The sequence below is a fragment of the Kitasatospora sp. A2-31 genome, assembly GCF_022288725.1.
GTDB lineage: Bacteria > Actinomycetota > Actinomycetes > Streptomycetales > Streptomycetaceae > Kitasatospora.
Window position 1 is genome coordinate 74,113 of sequence record NZ_JAKNTA010000015.1, and the last position, 19,799, is coordinate 93,911.

Below are 19,799 nucleotides of genomic sequence, written 5' to 3' on the forward strand. Positions count from 1 at the left end.
CCGTGAAAGGCCCGATGCGCAGAGCTACCGATGGAGTCTCCCCCATGCCCAGCCTCCCCCGCACGCCCTCCTACCGGCCCAAGGTGGGCGAGGTGGTGTACGACCTCGCCCACCGGACCGCCGGCGGACAGCCCTCCGAGGGCGTCTACATGGCCACCCTCAACGGCCTCGCCTACCTCCGCCCCGAGGCGGGCGGGTGCGAGTGGACCACCGATCCCCTCCAGCTGCGGCGCCTCAACGTCCCCCGCTACCGCACCGTCCAGCGGCCTAGCCGGCCCCGCGTGAACGACCCTTCGGCGTGAACCCGGCCCGCAGGTTCCTGGTCGCGGTCGTCACCGTCCCCGTGCTCAGCGCCCTCGCCGCCGCGCTCGTCTGCTGGCCGATCCGCAGCGGGCCGCTCGCGCCGCGTCTGCTGATCTTCGGGCTGGTCCTCTCCGCCGGCGTCATCGCCGGCCTCCCCGCCGTCCTCGCCCGGCTCACGGTGGCGGCCGACCGGCGGAGCCGCTGCACCCGGGGCCCGGCAGGAGAACATGTCACCCGATCCTCGGACGGGGCTGCAACAGGGTGGTCCGGGAGGAGCCGAGCTGGTCGTACTCCGCCTCGCAGCCCCGGGCCCGGTCCTGCGGCAGGCTCCTCCGCCCGAGGGCGCAGCGGGCTCAGGGGGCCATGGTGAGGCCGGCGGACGCGGCGCCGCGGCTGAGCACGACCGTGCGGATGTGGTCCAGGGCCCGCGCGTAGTCGACCCGGCCGGGGTCGCGGCGCACGGCCTCCCGCAGGTCGAGGACCCGGTAGGGCGGGCCGAGGTCGGTCACCTGGGGGACGAACTCGGCCTTGCCGACCGTCCAGCGCTGCCCCGGAGCGGCCGGCGGGACGAAGGTGAACCGGGCGATCGAGCTCCAGTTGCCGCGCGGGTCCTCGGCGCCGTCGTACGTGAACATGTGCCCGGCGAGCTGGTCGCCGAGGCCGTACACCGTCCAGGTGTCACCGATCTTCTCGTACGCCTGCGGGATGTGGGCGTGGGTGCCGAGGATCAGGTCGACGTCCGACGGACCCCCGCCCTGCCCGGCGGCCAACTCCTTGGCGAGGGTGAGCTGTTGTTCGTTCGGAGCGTCCTGCCACTCGGTTCCCCAGTGGACGCTGACCACGACGAGGTCCGCGCCGCCCGCCCGGGCGGCGCGTGCGTCGGCGAGGATCCGGTCCCGGTCGATCAGGTTCACCGCCCAGGGCCGTCCGTCCGGCAGCGGGATCCCGTTCGTGCCGTAGGTGTAGGCCAGGTGGGCCACGGTGGCGCCGCCCGCCCGGAACAGCGCGGGCCTCCCGGCCTCGGTCGCGTCGCGGGCGGAACCGGTGTGTGCGAGGCCCACGGCGTCCATGGCGTCGAGGGTGCGCCGGATGCCGGCCGGGCCGTCGTCGAGGGTGTGGTTGGAGGCGGTGTCGCAGCCGGTGTACCCCGTCTCCTTCAGGGCACGGGCGACCTGCGGCGGCGACTTGAACGACGGGTAGCCGGTGAACGGCCCGCCGTCGGCGCCGTAGACGGTCTCCATGTGGCAGATGGCAAGGTCGGCGGCGCTGATGAGCGGCCTGACGCCGGCGAGCATCCTGGTGAAGTCGTAGCCGTCGCCGCCGGCGTCCTCCCGGGCCTGCCGGATGATCTCGGTGTGCGGCAGCACGTCGCCGGTCGCGACCAGGGTGAAGGGACGCGGCCCGGTCGGGGACGCGGTGGTGGCCGCGGCTGTCCGGCCGCCGTCCGGCCGCGGTGCCCCGGACGCGTCGGGAACGCCCCGGGGGTCGGGGGCATCGAGGTCACCGCACCCGGCGAGGCCGAGGAGGAGCAGCGTGGCGGCCACCGTGGTGACCGGCCGACGGGGCAGACGCATGGTCGGCTCGTCTCATGATCGGCAGATATGACCAACACTTCGACTATGCGACGCCGCGGACGGCCTCGCCCGCCCCCACGCCCACGGAGTCACCCGGCGGAACGGTCGAGCACGGCTCGGCGCCGGCACAGCCGGGACCGCCTGGCGGCCCCCGAAGCGGGACGCCGGGCCCTGCACCACCGTGCCGAGGCAGGCCGGCGAGCGGCCTGCAGGACCGGACCATCAAGCCGGGGTGCACGCCGCGCTCGACGCCGACGGCCACCGGGCCGCCTGATCCGGGACACCCGCACGGAGCAGGGCTCGCCGTGCGGCGGCCGCGGCGGCCGTGGCGGCGAAAACCGGTGTCGCACCTCCGTGCACCGGGGCAGGATCGCCCCATGACGGACATGCGAGAGTTCCGGGACGCGGTGACCGGTTGGGCGGCGGGCAGCCGCGGCGGGCCGGCAGGCGAGTTGGCCGGCGAGTTGGCCGCAGAGCTGGATGTGCGGACGGCGGTGCTGCTGGAAGGGCCGAGCGACGTCGCGGCCGTCGAGGCGCTGGCCGAGCGCCACGGGCGGGACCTGGCCGCCGAAGGGGTGTGTGTCGTCGCCATGGGCGGAGCCATGAGCGTCGGCCGCTATGCCGAGCTGCTCGGGCCGCCGGGGCTGGGTCTGCGCCTCGCCGGACTGTGTGACGAGGGCGAGCGGGGCTTCTACGACCGCGGTCTCGCAAGGGCCCGTGTGCCGAACCGGGAGTTCTTCGTCTGCATGGCCGACCTGGAGGACGAACTCATCCGCGCCCTGGGCGTGGCCCGGGTGGAGGAGATCGTCCGGGCCGAGGGCGACCTCCCGGCCTGGCAGACCTTCGTCCGCCAACCCGCGCAACGGGGCCGGTCCCCGCAGCGACAGATGCGGCGCTTCCTCGGCACGAAGAAGGGCCGCAAGATCCGCTACGGCCGCCTCCTCGTCGAAGCCCTCGACTCCGAGCCCGTCCCGGCGCCCCTCCACGACCTGCTCGCGAGCCTGTGACCGAGGAGCTGATCACGCAGTTGGTCGAGGCCGATCGCAGGGTCGGGTGCCGCCCGGCTCAGCGACCGGCGCCGTAGGCCTCGGCGAAGGCCGCGCGGACGGCACGGCGGCCCGCGGTACGGAAGGAACCGTCGCGGGAGTCGACCTCGTGGATCCCCGTCCGGCGCAGCACGACGGCCACCGCCACCGGGCGTCCGGCCGCCTGTTCGGCCAGTTCCTCCCGCATGCCGTTGACGAGCGCGGCGTGGTACCCGGCCAGCTCCTCCGGCGAGGCGTGGCCCCTCACGACGGCATCGCGCGCGACCTCGAACACGAAGCCGTCCTCCCACGGCTCGAAGTCCACCGTCACGTCCGCGAAGTCGCAGGGGCAGCCGCCGGTCTGACGGGCGTACAGGCCGCGGACGCCCCGGATCGGACGTGGCGGAAAGGTCGCCACATCGGTGCCCGCACCGGCCCTCGCATCGGGTTCCATGCCGCCGACGCTACCCCACGGCTCCGCGCTCGGTGCCCCCGGAGGCGGGCAGCAGCCCGCCCGATAATCCGGCAGCGCCGCACGGGCCGGCCCGGTTACCTTGTGGCCCTGCTGTTCCACGGGGAGGAAGAACGTGTCCGAGGCGGACGAGGCGATCCACGAACACCTGGTGGACCGGGCGGAACTGACCGCACACGGCTGTGTGGCCGACCTGGGCTGCGGACGGGGCCCCACGCTCGCGGCCTTCGCCCGCCGGTTCCCGCGTGCCCGCCTGGTCGGCCTCGACCACTCCCCCGCCGGCGTCGACGCCGCCCGCGAGCTGCTGGCCGGCCACCCCGGAGGCACCGACCTCCGGGTGTCCGACCTGGCCCAGCCGCTCCCCCTGGTGACCGGTTGCGCCGATGCGGTCGTCTCCTACAACGTCCTGGAGTGCCTCGCTGACCCGGCCGCGCTGCTCCGGGAGGTGTCGCGGGTGCTCCGGCCGGGCGGGCGGGCCGTGCTGGCCCACGTCGACTTCGACTCGCTGGTGATCGCGGGAGCGCCCCGCGGGCTCGACCGCCGGATCTGCCACGCCTTCACCGACGACCAGCAGCCGTGGATGGAGCACGCCGATGGCCGGATCGGCCGCAAGCTCCCCGGCCTGGTCGCCGGCTCACCCCTGGTGGTCGAGCAGGTGACCCCGCTGGTGACGGCCTCCACAGAGCTGACCGGCCATGCCGCCCGGCGCATCGAGGGCGTCCGACACGCGCTCACCGAGGCCGCGCGCCGCGGTGCGGGCCCGCTCTCCCGCGCGGAGATCGAGGAGTGGCACGCGGCCGTTCAGGGGGCCGCCGCCGCAGGCCGGTTCTTCTTCGCCGAGACGGCCGTCGTCGTCACGGCCCGGGTGCCGGTCTGACCGCCGCGGGCCGTCGGGCGGGCCGGGCGCACTCGGGGGGTAATCGAACTGACGGATGATAAGGTCACGGCAGCCACGGATCGTTCACCAACTCTCCCAAGGATCTCCTTCATGCGCATCAAGCGGGTTGTCGCTGCCGCGGCCGCCGTTCTCGCCCTCGGCCCGGCCACCGGATGCGACGGCGGCGTAGACGATGCGAAGTCCGCAGCCCCGCCCGTGACGAGCCCCAGCACCGAACGCCTGGAATCGATGACCGGCGTGGTGATCCTCGATCGGGCCCACGGCGAGTTCCTCAAGGCCGCCTCGGTGAAGCTCACCGGGACCGTGACGGACAAGGCGCGCACGACGGCGACCTTCACGGTGTCCGTGAAGGCGACGGGTGACTGCACGGGCTTCCTCGAGCTCGACGGCAACGGCCGGGCCGAGCTGCTGCGGGCGTCCGGACAGACCCTGGTGAAGCCGAGCTCGAAGGCACTGGCCGAGTACTTCGGCCTGCCGACCACCGAGTTCAGGGCGGACCGGTGGATCCGCCTCGCGAAGAGCGAGGCCTCGGACGCCCTCCCCTCGGGAATGTGCGACCTCAAGACCGTCCCGCTGTTCGGCGACGGGGACTGGTCCAAGACGGTCAACTCCGAGGGCACCGAGACGGTGAACGGGCGGAAGGTCGTGACGGTCTTCGCCAGCACGCCGGAGGACGGGGCCTACCTCGGCTACGTCGCGACGGACGGGCCGGCACGTCCGGCGCGGATCAAGTCGTTCCACAGCGAGGGCCACGACATCGGCCTCACGGTGGACTTCTCCGACTACGACGCCCCGGTGGCCGTGACACTCCCGCCCGCCGACCAGATCACCGACCCGGCGGCAACCCGTTGACGGACCTACGCCCGAGCGCCTGACTTCCGGTCGCGCGGCGGAGGATGTCCAGGACCTCGCCGGTGATGGCTGCCTCGTTCCGCTCCAGGTCGGGGCCGGTGAGCTGGTCGGGCTGGGCGGGGAGGCCGGTCAGCACCGGGGTGTGGAGGTGGCCGCCCGGAAGGGCCGGCGCGAGTTCGAGGCGCAACCGGTTGGAGCGGTAGGCCACCTCGTTGGACAGGTACCCGCCGCCGCCCCCGGCCACCGCACGCGAGCCCGCGGTCGGCCCGTCCTCGCGGTCCACCGGCCGGTCGCTGCCGGCCGGGATCTCGGTGACCGCCGTGTTCAGCCGGACGGGGAACGGCTGCTGGACGGCGGTCATCTCCTCGGTGGGCAGGGTGGTGGCGATGAACTCGGCCCCAGGACCGAGGCCCGGCGCGGTCACCGGGTGCTCGCGGGTGCCGCCGGCGAGGGCTCCGACGTTGTCGGGGTAGGGGTCCGCGGAACGGGCCCGGCCCGCCCACGCCTCCAGCGTGAACAGCCCGGGGTAGCCCTGGCTGATCGTGGTGATCTGGTCCGCGGCGCGCGGCCCGGACGTCAGGCGCGGGCCGAAGGCGCGCTCGACGATGCCGCGGTCGAAGTCGCCGTAGCGCACCGGCAGGACGACCGCCCGGATCTCCGCCCGGGTGCCGTCGGCCAGGGTGATCCGCTTGCCGTTCAGCTGCAGGGCGGCGGAGCCGGAGGGGTTCGCCCGGCGCAGTTCGGCGTCCAGGCCGAACGGGTCGAAGCCGCTGACGAACACCCGGCGCACGCCCGGGCTTCCGCTGAATCCGTTGTCCCGCAGACCGCGCGAGGCGTCCTCGAAGCGCTGCCGGAGCCGGTCGGCGTCGACGGCGAAGTCCGGCTGCCACTGGCCGAGTCGGGCGGTCATGGCGAGCCTGGTCCAGTACAGCGGGCGGTCGTCCTGGGCCGGGAGGTCGCCGCCGCGGCGCCGCCCCTGCGCCCGGTCGACCGCGGCCCACCAGAGCGCCTCGCCCCAGGCGTCGACGAGCCGCTCGGCCTCCGCCGCGCTCCGGGTGGCGCAGAGCGCGGCCGGGAAGCGCCGGACGAAGTCCCCGAGCCCGGCCCGTTCGGTGAAGGCGGCCGTCCGGGCGTCCTGGAGCCGGGCCTGCTCGCCATCGGTACCGGCCGCAACCGGTGTGCCGGGCGTGGCGGCGGGAGCGGCGGGAGCGGCGGGAGCGGCGGCGGCCGCGTTGCACGCGGGCTGCGCCTGGGCCGGGACGGCGGCCGGGAGCAGCACGGCCGCGAGAGCGCCGACGAGGGCGGTGGCCAGCTTGGCGGGGCGGGCGAAGGTCATGGGATGTGACGGTACATCGACAATCGACTCGCCGCCAGAAGTCCGGCCCCGGGGTCCTGGCGGCGGGCCGGCCCGCCGCCAGGACCCCGGGCGGAGACGCTCAGCGCACGGACCGGCGCGTCGCCTTCACCTCACGGCTGACGGCCCAGGCGTCCGCGACGGGACCGACGTGCCCGAGCTTGTCCGGGTTGACCACCGAACGGACGGCTCGCACCTGCCCGTCGAGGACGTCGAGCGCCAGCGCATTGAGGACCCCGCCGTCCCGGTCGCGAAGGATCGCCCCCGGCTGGCCGTTGACCTCGCGGGGCTCCAGCACGACGCCGATCCGGGCCAACCGCGGGAAGACGGCGGCCAGCAGCCGGGCCACGTTGTCGGCCCCGAAGACGGTCCTGGCCAGCTGGGGAGCCTTGCCGCCACCGTCGCCGACGAGCGAGACGTCGGCGGCGAGCAGGTCGCGCAGGCCGACCACGTCGCCCTCCCGGAGCGCGTCGAAGAACCTGGACGCGAGTTCGTCGCGTTCCTTCCGGTCGGCTTCGAAGCGGGGCCGACCCTCGTCCATGTGGCGGCGGGCGCGTACCGCGAGCTGGCGGCAGGCCGCCTCCGAGCGGCCGACGGCCGCGGCCACGTCGGGGAAGCCGAAGTCGAAGACCTCGCGGAGCACGAAGACCGCCCGCTCCAGCGGGCTGAGCCGTTCCAGCAGGAGCAGGGCCGCCATCGACACCGAGTCGGCCAGCTCCGCCGACCGCGCCGGGTCCTCGTACGGGTCGGCGAGCAGCGGCTCGGGGAACCACGGCCCGACGTAGGCCTCCCGGCGCACGCGGGCCGAACGCAGCACGTCGATCGAGATCCGGGTGACCACCGCCGACAGGAACGCCCTGACCGACACCGGCCGGGTCGACGACGCCTCGAAACGCAGCCAGGTCTCCTGCACGGCGTCCTCGGCCTCGCTCACACTGCCCAGGATCCGGTAGGCGATCGAGAACAACAGCGGCCGCAGCTCCTCGAACTCCTCGACCTTGTCCACGTCTTGTCCCTCCCCTTTATTGCCCTGCCGCCCGGTGGACGGACGCGGCCGTCCCCCATCATGATCACCCGGGCCGTCGGCGGGCCACAGTACCGCCCCGCACCCGACGGCCCGACGGCCGGCCCGGAGCTCGCAACCGAACTCCGGGCCGAGGCACGCCGAGACCGGTACGGTACCGGCGCCTGGCGCCGGTACCGGCACCGGCACCGCTCAGTGGAAGCTTCCGGGCTGGTAGGAACCGGCCGGCTGCTGGGTGATGATGTTCAGTCGGTTGACCATGTTCATGAACGAGATCAGCACCACCAGCGAGGTGAGCTGCTCCTGGTCGTAGTGCTCGGAGGCGCGCGCCCACACCGCGTCACTCACCCCGCCTGCCGCGTCGGCGACCCTGGTCCCCTCCTCCGCCAGCAGCAGCGCGGCCCGCTCGGCCTCGGTGAAGACCGTGGCCTCACGCCACGCCGCGACCAGGTGCAGCCGCACGGGGCTCTCGCCGGCCGCGGCGGCCTCCTTGGTGTGCATGTCGATGCAGACGGCGCAGCCGTTGATCTGGCTGACCCTCAGCGCCACCAGCTCCTGCGTGGCGGGCGGCACCGACGACTCCTTGAGCGCCTTGCCCACTGTCATGAAGTGCTTGAGGGCCTTGCCGGCGGTGGGGTCGGTGAAGAAGTCCAGGCGGGCGTCCATGGTGCGGCTCCTCTGTTGTCGTCGTCAGCGGCTTGCACCCCTTGAGACGGAACGGCCCGGCCCCCTGTGACATCGGCGGATGTGACCCGCGACACAGCCCCGCCGCCGCCCGGCGTCCCACCGCTGTCGCCGTCCCCGCCGACCCATTCCCCGGCGACGGCGCGCCGCCCATTCCCCGGCCGGGCCCAGGACGGACGGGGCCGGACTCGCCGGTTCCGGCGGCGCTACTCCGACAGTGCGCGGCGCAGGACCGCCCCCAGCTCGGCGATCTGACGCTGCGACACCTCCGCGGAGAGGATCGCCTGCGAGCCGTGGAAGGTGCCGGCCCACTGGTGCAGTTCGACCGAGACGCCCGCCCGCAGCAGGCGCAGCGCGTACGTGATGTCGACGTCACGGTACGGGCAGTACTCCGCGGTGGCGATGTAGGCGGGCGGCAGCCCGGACAGGTCGGCGGCGCGTGCCGGGGCGGCGTACGGGGTGGCGGGCGCGGAGCCCACGTAGTGCCGCCACGCCCTCGCCATGTGCTCGTGGCCCCCGCCGAGCGTCTCGGCGAGCCCCGTCGACCAGGACTCGCACCGGTCGTCGAGCCCGGGCTGGTTGAGCAGTTGGAACCTGATGCGCGGCCCCTGCTCGTCCCGGGCCCGCAGGGCCAACCCCGCCGCGAGGGTCCCGCCGGCGCTGTGGCCGCCGACCGCGATCCGCTCCGGGTCGATCCCGAGCTCGGCCGCGTGCTCGGCGGTCCAGGCCAGCGCGGCGTACGCGTCGTCGAAAGCGGCCGGGAACGGGTGCTCGGGGGCCAGCCGGTAGCCGACCGAGATCATCGCCACCCCGGCGGCTGCCGCGAGCCGCGCGGCCCACGGGTGTTCGGTGTTGAGGTCCCCCATCGCCCAGGAGCCGCCGTGCAGCCAGACGACGGCGCCCTGAGCCCCGTACGGGCGGTAGATCCGCACCGGTACGGGTGATGCGGCGGGTACGGTGCGGTCCTCGACCGCCATGCCGGTGGTGTCCGGCGCCGGCACCGCGGCGGCACGCTCCGAGTAGTGCCTGCGGTCGGCGAGCGGATCGGCCAGGTCGATCACGGGGACCAGCGGGACGAAGGGCTCCAGTTCTGGATTCATGCCGACCATCCTGGCCGCCGCACCCGTTCCGATTCATCCGCCGTTCGTCGCGTGATCGCCCCGACCACGCGCCACTCGGCGGGTCCCTCGACGCATCCGCGCCTGCCTATGCTGGGTGGCATGGAGGCCCTGGCCGAACGGCTGTCCCATCTCGACTCGCACCTGCAGGGATCGATCCGCGTCGTCGCGTTCTACGACACGCTGATGCGCCGTCGCGTGGACCTGCCCGCCCTCGCACGGGCCTCGGCGGGCCTGGCCTCGTGCGTGGCCGGCATCCGGCTCCACGGCACGGGAGAGGTGATCCGTTTCGCCCCCGACGGCCAGCCCGCACCCGCAGCTCCGGTGCCCGTGGCTCCCGCCCTCGCGGCCGGCGCGGAGTCCGCGTCCGGCACCGCGTCGATCACCCTCGACGAGGAGGAGATCGGCACCGTGTGGCTGGAACGCCCCGGCCCGCCCGGTCCGCTCGACGACATCCTGCTCGACCGGCTCGCCCTCGCCGCCGCGGCCGTCGTCGAGCGGTACGGCCCGGCCCGCACCACGATGGCCGACCCCGCCCTCGTCGAACTGGCCGTCAGCGCCGACAGCGACGACGCGTCCAGAGCCCGGGCGCTCCGGCTGCTCGGCTTCCCCGCCGACCAGCCGGTCCGCGTCGCCGCCGTCCGGTCGCGGCTGCCGCTCGACCGGCTCGGTGCCCTGGTCTGCCCGGCCCGCCCGGTGAAGGCCGCGGCACTCGCCGACGTCGGCGTCATCCTGGCCGGCACCATCGACCCTGCGGCGTTCCCGGCCGGCGTACGGGCGGGCGTCGGCGCCGCCGCCGGCCCGCACCGGTCCTGGCAGCAGGCCCGCACCGCCCTGCGCTTCACCACCGCACGCGAGCCGGTCGTCCACCACGACGGCCTCGGCGCACTCGCGCTGCTCGCCGGGATCCCCCGGGACGTGGCGCGGGAGAACACCGACGTCGCCGCGATCGGCCGCCTCGCCGGAAACCCGGAGGACCTCGACACCCTCGACGCCTACTGCGCCGCCGGCTCGCTGCGCCGCGCCGCCGACCTGCTCCACCTCCACCACAGCAGCGTCGCCCGGCGGCTCCAGCACATCGGCTCCGCCCTGGGCTTCGACGTCTCCCAGCCCACCGGGCTGACCCGTGCCACCCTCGCCCTCACCACCTGGCGGCTCCTGGGCGACTGACGCGCCCGCCTCCGGCGACGCGGCCCCTGGGCAGCGGGTGGCGGCTGTGAGCAGCGGCGGTCCGGTGACCCTGCGGCCCAGGACGCGGGACGCTCCGGGGTGTCCGCGTGCTCCGCTCACCGGCTCGCGTCCGGGGGTGGCGGCCGGCGGAGACCGGGCAGGAAGGTCAGTGCGAGGACGACGGCGAGGACGAGGGTGTGGACCGCCATCGCACCGCCCGCCGAGAAGCGCTCGTCGAGCCAGCCGGTGACCACGGTGGCGAACGGGTAGAGGCAGCCGCCGACCAGGAACAGCGAGCCCTGCACCCGGCCCATCAGCGCGTCCGGGACGAGTGCGAGGACGCGGGTGTTGGTGCGGACCACCACGGCCGGGCTGACCAGGGCGATCGCCGCCGTGCAGAGCGTCATCACCACCGGTGACGGCCGCAGGGCTGCGCCGCCCGCGACGGCGACGATCACCGCGGTGACCACCCGGAGCAACCGGGCGTCCGACACCCGGGGGAACCGGGGCGCCAGCAGCGCGCCGGCCACCCCGGCGACGGCGGTGACGGCCAGGGCCACGCCCAGCGACTGCGGGCGGTCCCGGCCGGCGACGACGACCAGCACGAAGGCGATGCCGGCGGTGGCGAAGTTCACCAGCGCCGACCAGGCCAGGAGCGCCCGCAGGGAGCGGGAGCCGGCGACGTACCGCAGACCGTCCGCGACGGCGGCCCGAACCCCACCGCCGTTGCCACCGCCGTCGCCACCGCTGCCGTCACCACTGCTGCCGCCGCTGCCGCCGCCCAGTGAGCGGCGGACGGTCAGCACCAGCACCAGCGACACCGCGTAGGACAGCCCGTCGAGCAGGAACGGGACCGCCGGCTGGAAGCGGTAGAGGGCCGCGCCGAGCAATGGTCCGAGGAACTGCACCGCGTACGACTGGCCCTGACCGAGGGCGACGGCCGCGTCCAGCTCCCGGCGGGGCACCAGCCGGGGCAGGGCGGCCATGCCCGCGGGCATGGCCGCCGAGGTCAGCAGGCCCTCCACCGTCGCGAGCGCACCGGCCAGCAGGACCGGCCCGCGTCCGGCGTCCTGGCCGCCGAGCACCAGCAGCCCCAGCGCGCCGACCGCGGCCGCCCGGCCCGCGTCCGCGGCGATCAGGATCGTCCGGCGGCGCCGGCGGTCCGCGAGGGCACCGGCCGGCAGCTGGGCGGCGAACAGCGCGACCAGCCGCACGGTGGCGACCAGGCCGGCCAGCGCCGGCGAGCCGGTCCGGTCCAGGATCCACAACGGCATGGCCAGTGCGGTGAGTTGCGATCCGAGGCCGGACAGGCCCGCGCCGAACCAGAGCCGCCGGAAGTCCCGGTGCCGCAGCGGCCCGGCACGCCTGCGCCGACGGCGGTCGCGTCGGCCGGCCGCGGCCGCCGCCTCGTCCCGCTTGGTGAGGTCAGTGGCCATCGGAGCGCTCCTGGGCCCGCGCCGCCTCGGGAGCCCCGAGCGTCTGCCACCAGGACGCCACCACTCGGGCCGCCCGCTCCGGCGTCACCAGCCCCCGGCCCTCGACCACCTGCCCGCGCCACAGCTCGTACACCTCGCCGGGCTGCGGATCGACGACGACGTGCCCCTCGGCGCGGAGGGCGGCGACGTGCCGCCGGGTGGTCGGCTTCTCCCACATGACGGCGTTCATGCTCGGGAAGAGCAGGGCCGGTCGCGGGTGGGCCAGCAGGGCGGTCTGGGCCGGGGAGCCGGCCAGCCCGAGGGCCGCGCCGGCCAGCAGGTTCGCGGTGGCGGGCAGGACGGCGAGGCCCCGTGAGCGGCGGGCGAGCTCGGTGGGGTTGACCGGGTCGCCCGCGCCGTAGGCCTCGTCGGCGTGCCAGGCGAGCGCTTCGGCCCGCAGGAAACGCTCGGCGCTGTGGGTGAGCAGCACCCGCAGTGGTGCCCGCACGCCTTGCCGCAGGCGGACCAGGTAGCCGGGCAGGTCGAGCGCGGCGCTCGCCCCGCAGACGATGACGGTCAGCGCGTCGTCACGCATCGCGGCCCCCGGGGGCACGGGTGGTTCCGGGGGCTCCGGGGGCTCTGGAGGTTCCGGGGGCTCCGGGGGCTCTGGAGGTTCCGGGGGCTCCGGGGGCTCCGGGTACTGCGAAGGCTTCGGGGGCCCCGGCCCGGTCGACGGCGGCCGTGGCCGGCAGGAGCTCGTCGAGGGTGTAGTTGAAGTCCGCCGTTCCCCGGTGCAGCCGGTCGAGGACCAGCGCGATGCCCGCGCTGCCGGTGGCGAAGTCGGTGCTGTACCGCAGCAGGCTCTCGCCCGGGAAGGCCAGGCCCTCGGGCCGCCGGCCCGCCAGGGAGAGGATCGCCCGGGCGCTGCGTTCGGCCGGCTCCCGCAACTCGGGCCGGTCGAGCAGCCGGGCGCAGTCGAGGGCGAGGTTGGTCGGGCCGGCCATGCCGCGGTAGAGGCCGGTGGTGATGGTCACGCCGCCGACGCCGCGGCGCAGGATCCCGTCGAGCGCCCGGTGCAGCGGCGCCTCGTCCGGCAGCAGGACGCAGTAACGGACCAGGGCGGTGCCGACGCCCGCCGAACCGCGCAGCCAGTACGGGGAGTAGACCTCGCTGCCGACCCGGCCGGGGATGGAGAGCATGCCGTCGTCCTGGACCACGCCCTGGGCGAGGTCGTGCGCCATGGCCCGCCGGCCGACGCGCAGGTACCGGTCGTCGCCGGTGGCGCAGTGCAGGTAGAGCAGGAACAGGGCGATGCCGGAGGAGCCGTGGGCATAGCCGATCTGCGGCGGGCGGCCGGTGCCGTCCGACCAGTACAGGCCCTGGCCGGCGTCCGCGGCGGCCGCGATCAGTCCGTCGGCGATCCGGACGGCCTCGTGGAGGCGGCGAGCCTCGCCGGTCCGGCGCCAGAGGGCGAGGCAGGCCAGGCCGAGCCCGGCCGAGCCGGTGGCCAGGTCGGCCGGGAACGCGTCGGCGGCCGCGGGGGCGTCGGCAGGAGCGGTGGCGGTCCCGCTCCCGCGGGTGGTCCCGCTCGCGGTGCGCAGCGCACGCTCCAGGACGGCCGCGCCCCAGTCGGGCTCGCCGGCGTCGCAGAGCGTCCAGGCGACGCCGGCCAGCCCGTAGCAGAGGCCGGGCGGGAGGCGGTCCAGTCGCGGCTCGGCGCGGACCATCCAGTCCCGGATCGGTTCCGGGAAGCGTCCGGTGATGCCGTGCACGGCCCGCAGCACGCCGGCCGCGCCGTGGGCGACGGACCACGGGTTGGTGCGGAAGACGGCCGGGTCGGCCGGGAAGGGCCGGTCATCGCGCTCCGGCGTCATGACCGCCTCCATGAAGGCGACCGCCCGCCCCACGGCCTCGGGCAGGTCGAGGCGGTCGTCGGGGGCCTCGTCGAGGGGCAGGCCGAGGGTGCCCAGCAGCCCGTCCACCGGCCGGCGCAGCAGGGCGGCGACGTGCCGCGTGGAGCGGGCCAGGGCCGGGGGGTCGAGCGCGAGCAGGGTGTTGCGCGGCAGCAGCATCGCCAGTTCGACCGCTGCCAGGGCGTACCCGTCGAAGGCGCGGCCGTCGAAGGAGCGGCCGTCGGAGGACCGGTCGTCGGAGGACCGGTCGGCGGTGGCGGCCCGGCCGTCGGCCGCGGCCGGCAGCGCGGGCGCGAAACCGGGCGTCCGCGGGTGCTGGTCCTGGCGGGCGCTCAGGGACCGCACCGACTCGAAGTCGATCAAGCGCACCCGCAGGGTCTCCGGATCCACCAGGACGTTGGTGAGCGACACGTCTCCGTGGACGAGGTCGCGTGCGTGGCAGGCGGCCAGGGCTTCACGCAGGCCCTCCACCACCGTGTCGACGACCTTCGCGTACTCGGCGATCCTCTGCTCGGTCACCTCGTTGGCCGCGATCGGACTGTGCCGGCCGATGAAGGTGACGAGCGGCAGGCCGTCGACGAACTCCTCGGCGAGGAAGAGGTGTTCCCACTCCTCGAACAGCTCCAGCGGCTCCGGAGCGACCCCGGTGCCGCTCAGCAGTCGCAGCGCCTCGAACTCGCGTCGCAGCCGCTGCCGGGCGTCGGAGCCGTCCTCGGCGTGCGCGGTGTGCGGGCGGGCCTCCTTCAGCACGACCTCCCGGCCGTCCGATGCACGCCGCGCGAGGTAGACGCCGCCCGCGCCGCCGTAGTGCAGCGCCCGGACCACCTGGTACCCGTGCAGGACGTGCGAGCCGGCGCCCTGGGCCGGCTCCTCGTCGAACAGCTCCGGCACCCAAGGCGGCCGCCGGTACACCGGGTCGCGGTCGTCGGTCCACCGGCGGCCGTCCGGCCCGTGCAGGACGGAGCGCGCCGTCCCGTCGGCGCCCACCGCGTTCGACGCTACGAACTCTCCGTACCGGTAGTAGAGGCAGCCGGACTCGCCGTACCGGCGGTCGGTCAGCACGTACGGTCCCCGGACGTCCGCGAGCGGCCCGGCGAGGCGGGCCAGCAGCTCGCGGCACTGCTCGGCGGAGTGCGTGTAGATGACGACCACCTTGCCGATCTGGCCCGGCGGCCACCACCGCGCCGCGCCGAGGCGGACCAGACGGGTGGAGCGGAGGCACTTGAAGTGGAACGGGTTCCGGTGGAACTCGGCCGCCACTGCGCGCAGCGCCATCGCCGCGTCGTCGGGAACCGCCGAGACGTGGATCTTCCAGCCGTGCTCGGGCAGCGCGGGCGCGGCCACCGCCCGACAGCCGGCCCACACGCCGGATTCGGTCACCTCGCCGTCGGGTCCGACGAGTTCGGTCATCTCCCGCTGGAGATCCGGGTCGGCTGGAGCCCGGCCCAGGGTGTCGAAGAAGAGGGGGTCGGCGACCGCGAAGGCCTGGTATTCGTCGAATCTGCGCATGATGCGCTCCTCGCTGACGCTCCATCAGGGGCGCTGGATGTTGTGGGCCTTCCAGGAGCGGACGTCAGGACAGGTCCGGGTGAGTCCCGATGGTGCGCGGAAGTCCCAGTTGGTTCGGGTGAGTTCAGGGGGGCCGCCCCCGACCGGCCGAACGCGCCGGCCGGGGGCGGCCGAACGGTCAGCAGGCGTTGCTGATGCCGCTGGAGAGGCTGCAGACATAGGCGGCGGGTCCGAACAGACCCCGCTCGACCTCGTCCTCGTCGAGCGCGAGGCCGATGAGGGAGAGCACGTTCTGCATCCGGGAGTTCACCTCCTCCACGACTGCGCGGGCCAGGGCCGTGACCCCGAGCGGGCGACCGCGCTTCCCTCGGCCGCGCCCGGCGGGAGTCCGGGCCGACTCCCGCCGGGCGGGCCGGGGCGGGCGGCCGTCAGCAGGCGTTGCTGATGCCGCTCGACAGGTTGCACGACTGGCCGACGGGTCCGAACAGACTCCGCTCGGTGTCGTCCTCGTCGAGCGCGAGGATGATCAGGGAGAGCACGTTCTGCATCCGGGAATTCACCTCCTCCACAATCGGAACGGGGGGCCGCGGTCCTGAGGGGGCGACCCGGCCCTGCTTCACTCTGACCCGCCCGCCGTCCCGGCCGGTTGAGGCACCGGCCCTGCTCCGGCCCCGCTCCGGTCCCGAGCCTCACCCGGGACGCACCCGCCGCGCCCACCCGGGCCGAACGGGCACCCACCCGGGTCCGGACGATGGCGGATCCACCTCCCTGACGCGAAGTCGAGCATCCGTGCCGGATCGACGACCGGTCGGCACCTCCGCCGGGCGACCTGATCAGCGCTCGATGCGGGGAGTTGCGGGAAGATGCGGGGATCAGCGCTCGATGGAGAGCGGCAGGAGGCTGCTCCCACCCGGTCCGCCCGATGCGCCGATCCGCCGATCCGTTCGGGCCACCGCACGACATCACGGCAGCGACATGACGGCGCGACATGACGGCAGCGCCGCCTGTCACATCACGTGACAGGCGGCGCAGCGCGCGCCCGTGGTGGCGCTCCGGCCCTCTACAGGGCCCCCAGGTACGCGAGGACGTCCGCGCGGCCGTCCGCCGGAGCGATCAGGGCGATGTGGTTGTCGGGCCGGATCAGGACGAGGGCGTCGCCCGTGATGCCGTACGCCGCGCGGATCGCACCGTCCGGGTCGTCGAGCGGCACCGGGCGGACGTACGCGGGCAGGGCGGCGAGGGAGGTTCGGGCGCCCGGGCCGAAGCCGAGGAGCGTGAAGTGGTCTCCGGCGAAGTGCTCGAACAGGCGGGCCGGGCCGTCCTCGGAGCCGGGGCAGGGAGAGTCGGGCGCCCGGTCGCCGGCCAGGAGCAGGCCGTCGGCACCCCCGGTCACGACGCGGGCGGAATCGGGGCCGTCGGCGACGTCGGTGGCGACGGTGGCGACGCCCCCGCCGGCGAGCCTGCTCCACCGGTAGCCGAGCGAGAGACCGGTGGTGTCACCCACCCGGCCGGCCTCGACTCCGACACCGGGGGTGCCGACACCGGCGACGACGGCGGCCATCCCGGCGGAGGAGACGTCCAGCGTCCAGGCGGCGATCGGCAGCCGCTCCTCCTGGTAGGTGTCCAGCAGGGCCGGTGCGGCCAGGCCGCGCACCACGTACCCGAGCTTCCAGGCGAGGTTCCACGCGTCCTGGATGCCGGTGTTCATGCCGAGCCCGCCGGCCGTGGGGTGCACGTGCGCGCAGTCGCCGGCGAGGAAGACGCGCCCCTCGCGGTAACGCTCGGCCATCCGGACGTTGACCCGCCAGGTGGAGAGCCAGGTGGCGTTGGTGAGTTCGAGGTCCTCGCGGCCGGTGTGCAGGGCGGCCAGGCGCTGGAAGCTCTCCAGCGACGGGGCGACCGCCCGGCCCTCTGCATCCGTCTCCACGCTGGCCTGGAGCTGCCAGCGGCGGGTCCCGGGGAGCGGGCAGAGCATGAAGGCGCCCTGCGGGCCGAACCACTGGTGCCAGGCGTCCGGTTCGAGCCCTTCGACCTCGACGTCGCCGCAGACCATCATCGGCTCCGGGTCGCCGTCGCCGACGAAGGGGATGCCGAGCAGCTTGCGCACCGTGGAGCGGCCGCCGTCGCAGGCGACCAGGTACTCCGCGGCGATCCGTCCGCCGTCCGCGAGGTGCACCTCCACTCCCCCGGCGTCCTGCCGGAAGTCCACCAGTTCGGTGGCGAGTTCGACCTTCACGCCGTACTCGGCGAGTTGCTCGCGCAGCAGCCGTTCCACCCGGGTCTGCGGCAGCCACAGGCTCGCCTCGTAGGGGACGGTGGCGGTGGGGCGGGCGCCGGCGAAGGGCTCGGTCTCGTTGACGAACTCACCGGCGAAGTACTTCCGGAAGGGCAGGTGGGTGCGGCCGGCGGCCGCCAGCCGCTCCCCCAGGCCGAGGTCGGCGAGGATCTCCAGGCTGCGCAGGTTGAGGGTCTTGCCGCGCGAGCCGGTGTGGAATTCCTCCGCCCGCTCGATGATCCGGACCTCGACGCCCTGCCGGGCCAGTGCGCACGCCAGGGTCAGCCCGGTCGGTCCCGCGCCCACGATCACCACACCCGTCGCGTCCACCCCGGTCATCCCCGTCGCCGCCTTCGTCGTGTTCTGCATGGTCGTCATGGCTCCCCGCCCGTCTCGGTGTTGTCGGCTGCTGTCGACACGCACCATGAAACCGCAACTCGGTAACGAATGCAACCTAGTAACAAATGTTTCCGGGTTAGGATCTGGGCATGACTTCCAGCGAACCGGACCCGGGTCTGCGGACCCTCAAGAAGCAGCGCACCCGGCAGACCATCGCCGACGTGGCCATCGCCCTGTTCCTCGACCGCGGCTTCGACCAGGTCTCGGTGGCCGAGATCGCCTCCGCCGCCGAGGTCTCCAAGCCGACCCTCTTCCGCTACTTCGCCAGCAAGGAGGAGCTGGTCCTGCACCGCTTCGCCGACCACCTCGGCGAAGCCGGCCGGGTGGTGAGCGAGCGCGCGGCCGGGCTGACCCCGCTGGACGCCCTGGAGCGCCACCACCAGGAGGGCCTGGCGACCCGGGACCCGAACACCGGACTCAACGACGCCCCCGAGGTGATCGCGTTCCTCCGGCTCGTCTACGAGACCCCCAGCCTCTCCGCCCACCTGCGCGACTACGTCGACGCCGACACCCGCGCCCTGGCCGAGGCGCTCGACCCGGACGGCGGCATGGCCGCCCGCCTGCTCGCCGCCCAGTACACGTCCGTCCGCCAGCTGCTCGCCCGCGCCACCTGGACCCGCCTCGCCGCCGGCCAGGACATCGGCGCCGTCGCCCGGCAGGCCGCCGACGACACCGCCGAGGCGTTCGCCCTGCTGCGCGACGGCGCCGCCACCCGCGGGTTCTGACCCCGGGCACCCGCGCGTCACGGCCGGGGTGGTTCGCGCGTGCGCACGCGCGAACCACCCCGGCCGTGACGCCCCCGGTCGCCACCTGCCGGCGGACCGTGCGGCATCTCACCGACGACCCTCTCTGGTTCGTCCGCGTCCCGATGTGGTGAGATGTGCCCGTCAAGAGGTGTTGGCCGCTGACGGGGGTGTGTGGTGAGAAGTGGACGGCTGCTGGGGACAGGACTGGACGGGGACGCGGTGCAGCTCGCCGCGGCCGGGCTGGTCCGGCTGACCGCGGAGGACTGGCTGGGCGGAGCGGCCGGGGCCCCGGCATGGCTCTCGCACGTCCGGGCGGCCGCGTTCGCGGACACCTGGATCGCGTTCGGCGAGACCGCGGCGCCGGGCCTGCGGGTGCCGGCGGGGGCGGTCGTGCGGTCCGTCGCCTCGCTGGCGGCGGAGCTGGTCCTCCAGGCGCGCGGGTACGACGATCTGGCGACGCTGGAGTGGCTGGGCCGGGAGTCGGCCGAGGCCCGCGACCGGGCGCGCCGGGACGACGTGTCCCACCCGGTGGAACCCGCCGCCCTCGCCCTCGTCTGGCACGGCGTGCAGGCGGCCGGCGCCGACGGGGGCGCCGCGGACGGGGAGGCCGACGCCGACGGGGAGGCCGCCGCGGACGGCCGGGAGTCCCACGACCGGCGCATCACCGAGCGGGCCGAGGCCTACGTGCGCGAGCGGCACCGCCGCCAGGACACCCTCGCCATCCTGCTGGCCTGCGCCCGGATCGCCGCCACCGCGCTCCAGGAGCTGAGCGGCGGTGACCACGCGGGGGCCGCACGCCACCTGGACGCGCACGCGACCCGCCACATGTCGCACACCGCCCCCGTCCCCCTCTGGGTCCCCGGCCGGCCCGACAAAGCCGCCGCCTGAACCGCCCGCCCGGTGCGGACGGCGATCCCCTCGGCGGGGCGTCCAAGGGCGGCGACCGGCTCTGCGGGCGGCGTCGGCGGCTCCTAGGGTGGAGGTGTGCGGCGTCTCGGCGGGCCTTGCCGCGGCCGGGCGCTCCCCCGTCTTCGGCCGGGAAGGACCTCCACGCCGCCGTGTCGGCCG

Annotated in this window: 19 protein-coding genes; 7 read left to right on the plus strand and 12 right to left on the minus strand. The window is 74.9% G+C overall.

The features are described 5' to 3' along the window. Nucleotides 1–44: 44 nt before the first annotated feature. Complete coding sequence (locus tag MCM47_RS31875) at nucleotides 45–302, plus strand: hypothetical protein (protein ID WP_238949343.1); 258 nt, start codon at nucleotides 45–47, stop codon at nucleotides 300–302. Nucleotides 303–656: 354 nt separating this feature from the next. Here the strand turns inward: MCM47_RS31875 and MCM47_RS31880 are convergent, their stop codons facing one another. Further along, entirely contained in the window at nucleotides 657–1,877 is a 1,221-nt protein-coding gene (locus MCM47_RS31880; RefSeq protein WP_238949345.1) for a CapA family protein, read from the minus strand. Between the two features lie 377 nt (nucleotides 1,878–2,254). Between MCM47_RS31880 and MCM47_RS31885 the strand changes: the two genes are divergently transcribed. Next, the gene (locus MCM47_RS31885; protein ID WP_238949346.1) at nucleotides 2,255–2,884 is read left to right on the plus strand and encodes a TOPRIM nucleotidyl transferase/hydrolase domain-containing protein; all 630 of its coding nucleotides are present in this window, start codon (nucleotides 2,255–2,257) and stop codon (nucleotides 2,882–2,884) included. Between the two features lie 58 nt (nucleotides 2,885–2,942). Here MCM47_RS31885 and MCM47_RS31890 read toward each other — a convergent pair whose 3' ends face one another. Then, the gene (locus MCM47_RS31890; RefSeq protein ID WP_238949347.1) at nucleotides 2,943–3,356 is read right to left on the minus strand and encodes a hypothetical protein; all 414 of its coding nucleotides are present in this window, start codon (nucleotides 3,354–3,356) and stop codon (nucleotides 2,943–2,945) included. Nucleotides 3,357–3,489: 133 nt separating this feature from the next. Here MCM47_RS31890 and MCM47_RS31895 point away from each other — a divergent pair, with 133 nt between their 5' ends. Together MCM47_RS31895 and MCM47_RS31900 are read left to right on the plus strand one after the other, a co-directional pair. Then, nucleotides 3,490–4,251 (plus strand): methyltransferase domain-containing protein, encoded by a 762-nt coding sequence (locus MCM47_RS31895; protein ID WP_238949349.1) that lies wholly within the window; start codon nucleotides 3,490–3,492, stop codon nucleotides 4,249–4,251. A gap of 111 nt (nucleotides 4,252–4,362) precedes the next feature. Next, nucleotides 4,363–5,124, plus strand: coding sequence for a hypothetical protein (locus MCM47_RS31900; protein WP_238949351.1), 762 nt, complete (start codon nucleotides 4,363–4,365; stop codon nucleotides 5,122–5,124). Here MCM47_RS31900 and MCM47_RS31905 read toward each other — a convergent pair. From MCM47_RS31905 to MCM47_RS31920, 4 genes are all read right to left on the minus strand, one after another. Beyond that, a complete protein-coding gene (locus MCM47_RS31905) occupies nucleotides 5,099–6,460 on the minus strand; it encodes a pyroglutamyl peptidase (RefSeq protein ID WP_238949353.1) in 1,362 nt (453 codons plus the stop codon). The two genes, MCM47_RS31900 and MCM47_RS31905, sit on opposite strands and share 26 nt — an antisense overlap. A 100-nt stretch (nucleotides 6,461–6,560) precedes the next feature. Next, complete coding sequence (locus MCM47_RS31910; protein ID WP_238949355.1) at nucleotides 6,561–7,484, minus strand: RNA polymerase sigma-70 factor; 924 nt, start codon at nucleotides 7,482–7,484, stop codon at nucleotides 6,561–6,563. A 210-nt stretch (nucleotides 7,485–7,694) separates the two neighbouring features. Further along, on the minus strand, nucleotides 7,695–8,168 hold the full coding sequence (locus tag MCM47_RS31915) for a carboxymuconolactone decarboxylase family protein (protein ID WP_238949357.1): 474 nt from the start codon (nucleotides 8,166–8,168) through the stop codon (nucleotides 7,695–7,697). A gap of 224 nt (nucleotides 8,169–8,392) precedes the next feature. Continuing rightward, complete coding sequence (locus tag MCM47_RS31920; protein ID WP_238949359.1) at nucleotides 8,393–9,286, minus strand: alpha/beta hydrolase; 894 nt, start codon at nucleotides 9,284–9,286, stop codon at nucleotides 8,393–8,395. A 120-nt stretch (nucleotides 9,287–9,406) separates the two neighbouring features. On the opposite strand from MCM47_RS31920, the gene MCM47_RS31925 reads away from it, so the two are divergent. Continuing rightward, a complete protein-coding gene (locus tag MCM47_RS31925; protein WP_238949361.1) occupies nucleotides 9,407–10,474 on the plus strand; it encodes a helix-turn-helix domain-containing protein in 1,068 nt (355 codons plus the stop codon). Between the two features lie 116 nt (nucleotides 10,475–10,590). On the opposite strand, the gene MCM47_RS31930 is transcribed toward MCM47_RS31925, so the two are convergent. From MCM47_RS31930 to MCM47_RS31950, 6 genes are all read right to left on the minus strand, one after another. Continuing rightward, nucleotides 10,591–11,910 carry an MFS transporter gene (locus tag MCM47_RS31930; protein ID WP_238949373.1) on the minus strand — a complete coding sequence of 440 codons (1,320 nt, stop codon included), beginning with the start codon at nucleotides 11,908–11,910 and terminating at the stop codon, nucleotides 10,591–10,593. Continuing rightward, nucleotides 11,900–12,484: a flavoprotein gene (locus MCM47_RS31935; protein WP_238949376.1), complete on the minus strand. Its 585-nt coding sequence runs from the start codon at nucleotides 12,482–12,484 to the stop codon at nucleotides 11,900–11,902. Before MCM47_RS31935 ends, MCM47_RS31930 begins: the two co-directional genes overlap by 11 nt. Continuing rightward, entirely contained in the window at nucleotides 12,477–15,311 is a 2,835-nt protein-coding gene (gene lanKC / locus MCM47_RS31940) for a class III lanthionine synthetase LanKC (protein WP_238949382.1), read from the minus strand. The genes MCM47_RS31935 and lanKC overlap by 8 nt, the downstream gene beginning before the upstream one ends. 178 nt (nucleotides 15,312–15,489) lie before the next feature. Then, complete coding sequence (locus tag MCM47_RS42005) at nucleotides 15,490–15,621, minus strand: hypothetical protein (protein WP_255753083.1); 132 nt, start codon at nucleotides 15,619–15,621, stop codon at nucleotides 15,490–15,492. 118 nt (nucleotides 15,622–15,739) lie between these two features. After that, nucleotides 15,740–15,880 (minus strand): hypothetical protein, encoded by a 141-nt coding sequence (locus MCM47_RS31945; RefSeq protein ID WP_238949383.1) that lies wholly within the window; start codon nucleotides 15,878–15,880, stop codon nucleotides 15,740–15,742. Nucleotides 15,881–16,371: 491 nt separating this feature from the next. Continuing rightward, nucleotides 16,372–17,964 carry an FAD-dependent monooxygenase gene (locus MCM47_RS31950; RefSeq protein ID WP_238949384.1) on the minus strand — a complete coding sequence of 531 codons (1,593 nt, stop codon included), beginning with the start codon at nucleotides 17,962–17,964 and terminating at the stop codon, nucleotides 16,372–16,374. Nucleotides 17,965–18,074: 110 nt separating this feature from the next. Here MCM47_RS31950 and MCM47_RS31955 point away from each other — a divergent pair, with 110 nt between their 5' ends. Next, nucleotides 18,075–18,710, plus strand: coding sequence for a TetR/AcrR family transcriptional regulator (locus tag MCM47_RS31955; RefSeq protein WP_238949386.1), 636 nt, complete (start codon nucleotides 18,075–18,077; stop codon nucleotides 18,708–18,710). A 195-nt stretch (nucleotides 18,711–18,905) separates the two neighbouring features. Beyond that, a complete protein-coding gene (locus MCM47_RS31960) occupies nucleotides 18,906–19,619 on the plus strand; it encodes a hypothetical protein (RefSeq protein ID WP_238949388.1) in 714 nt (237 codons plus the stop codon). Nucleotides 19,620–19,799: the final 180 nt, after the last annotated feature.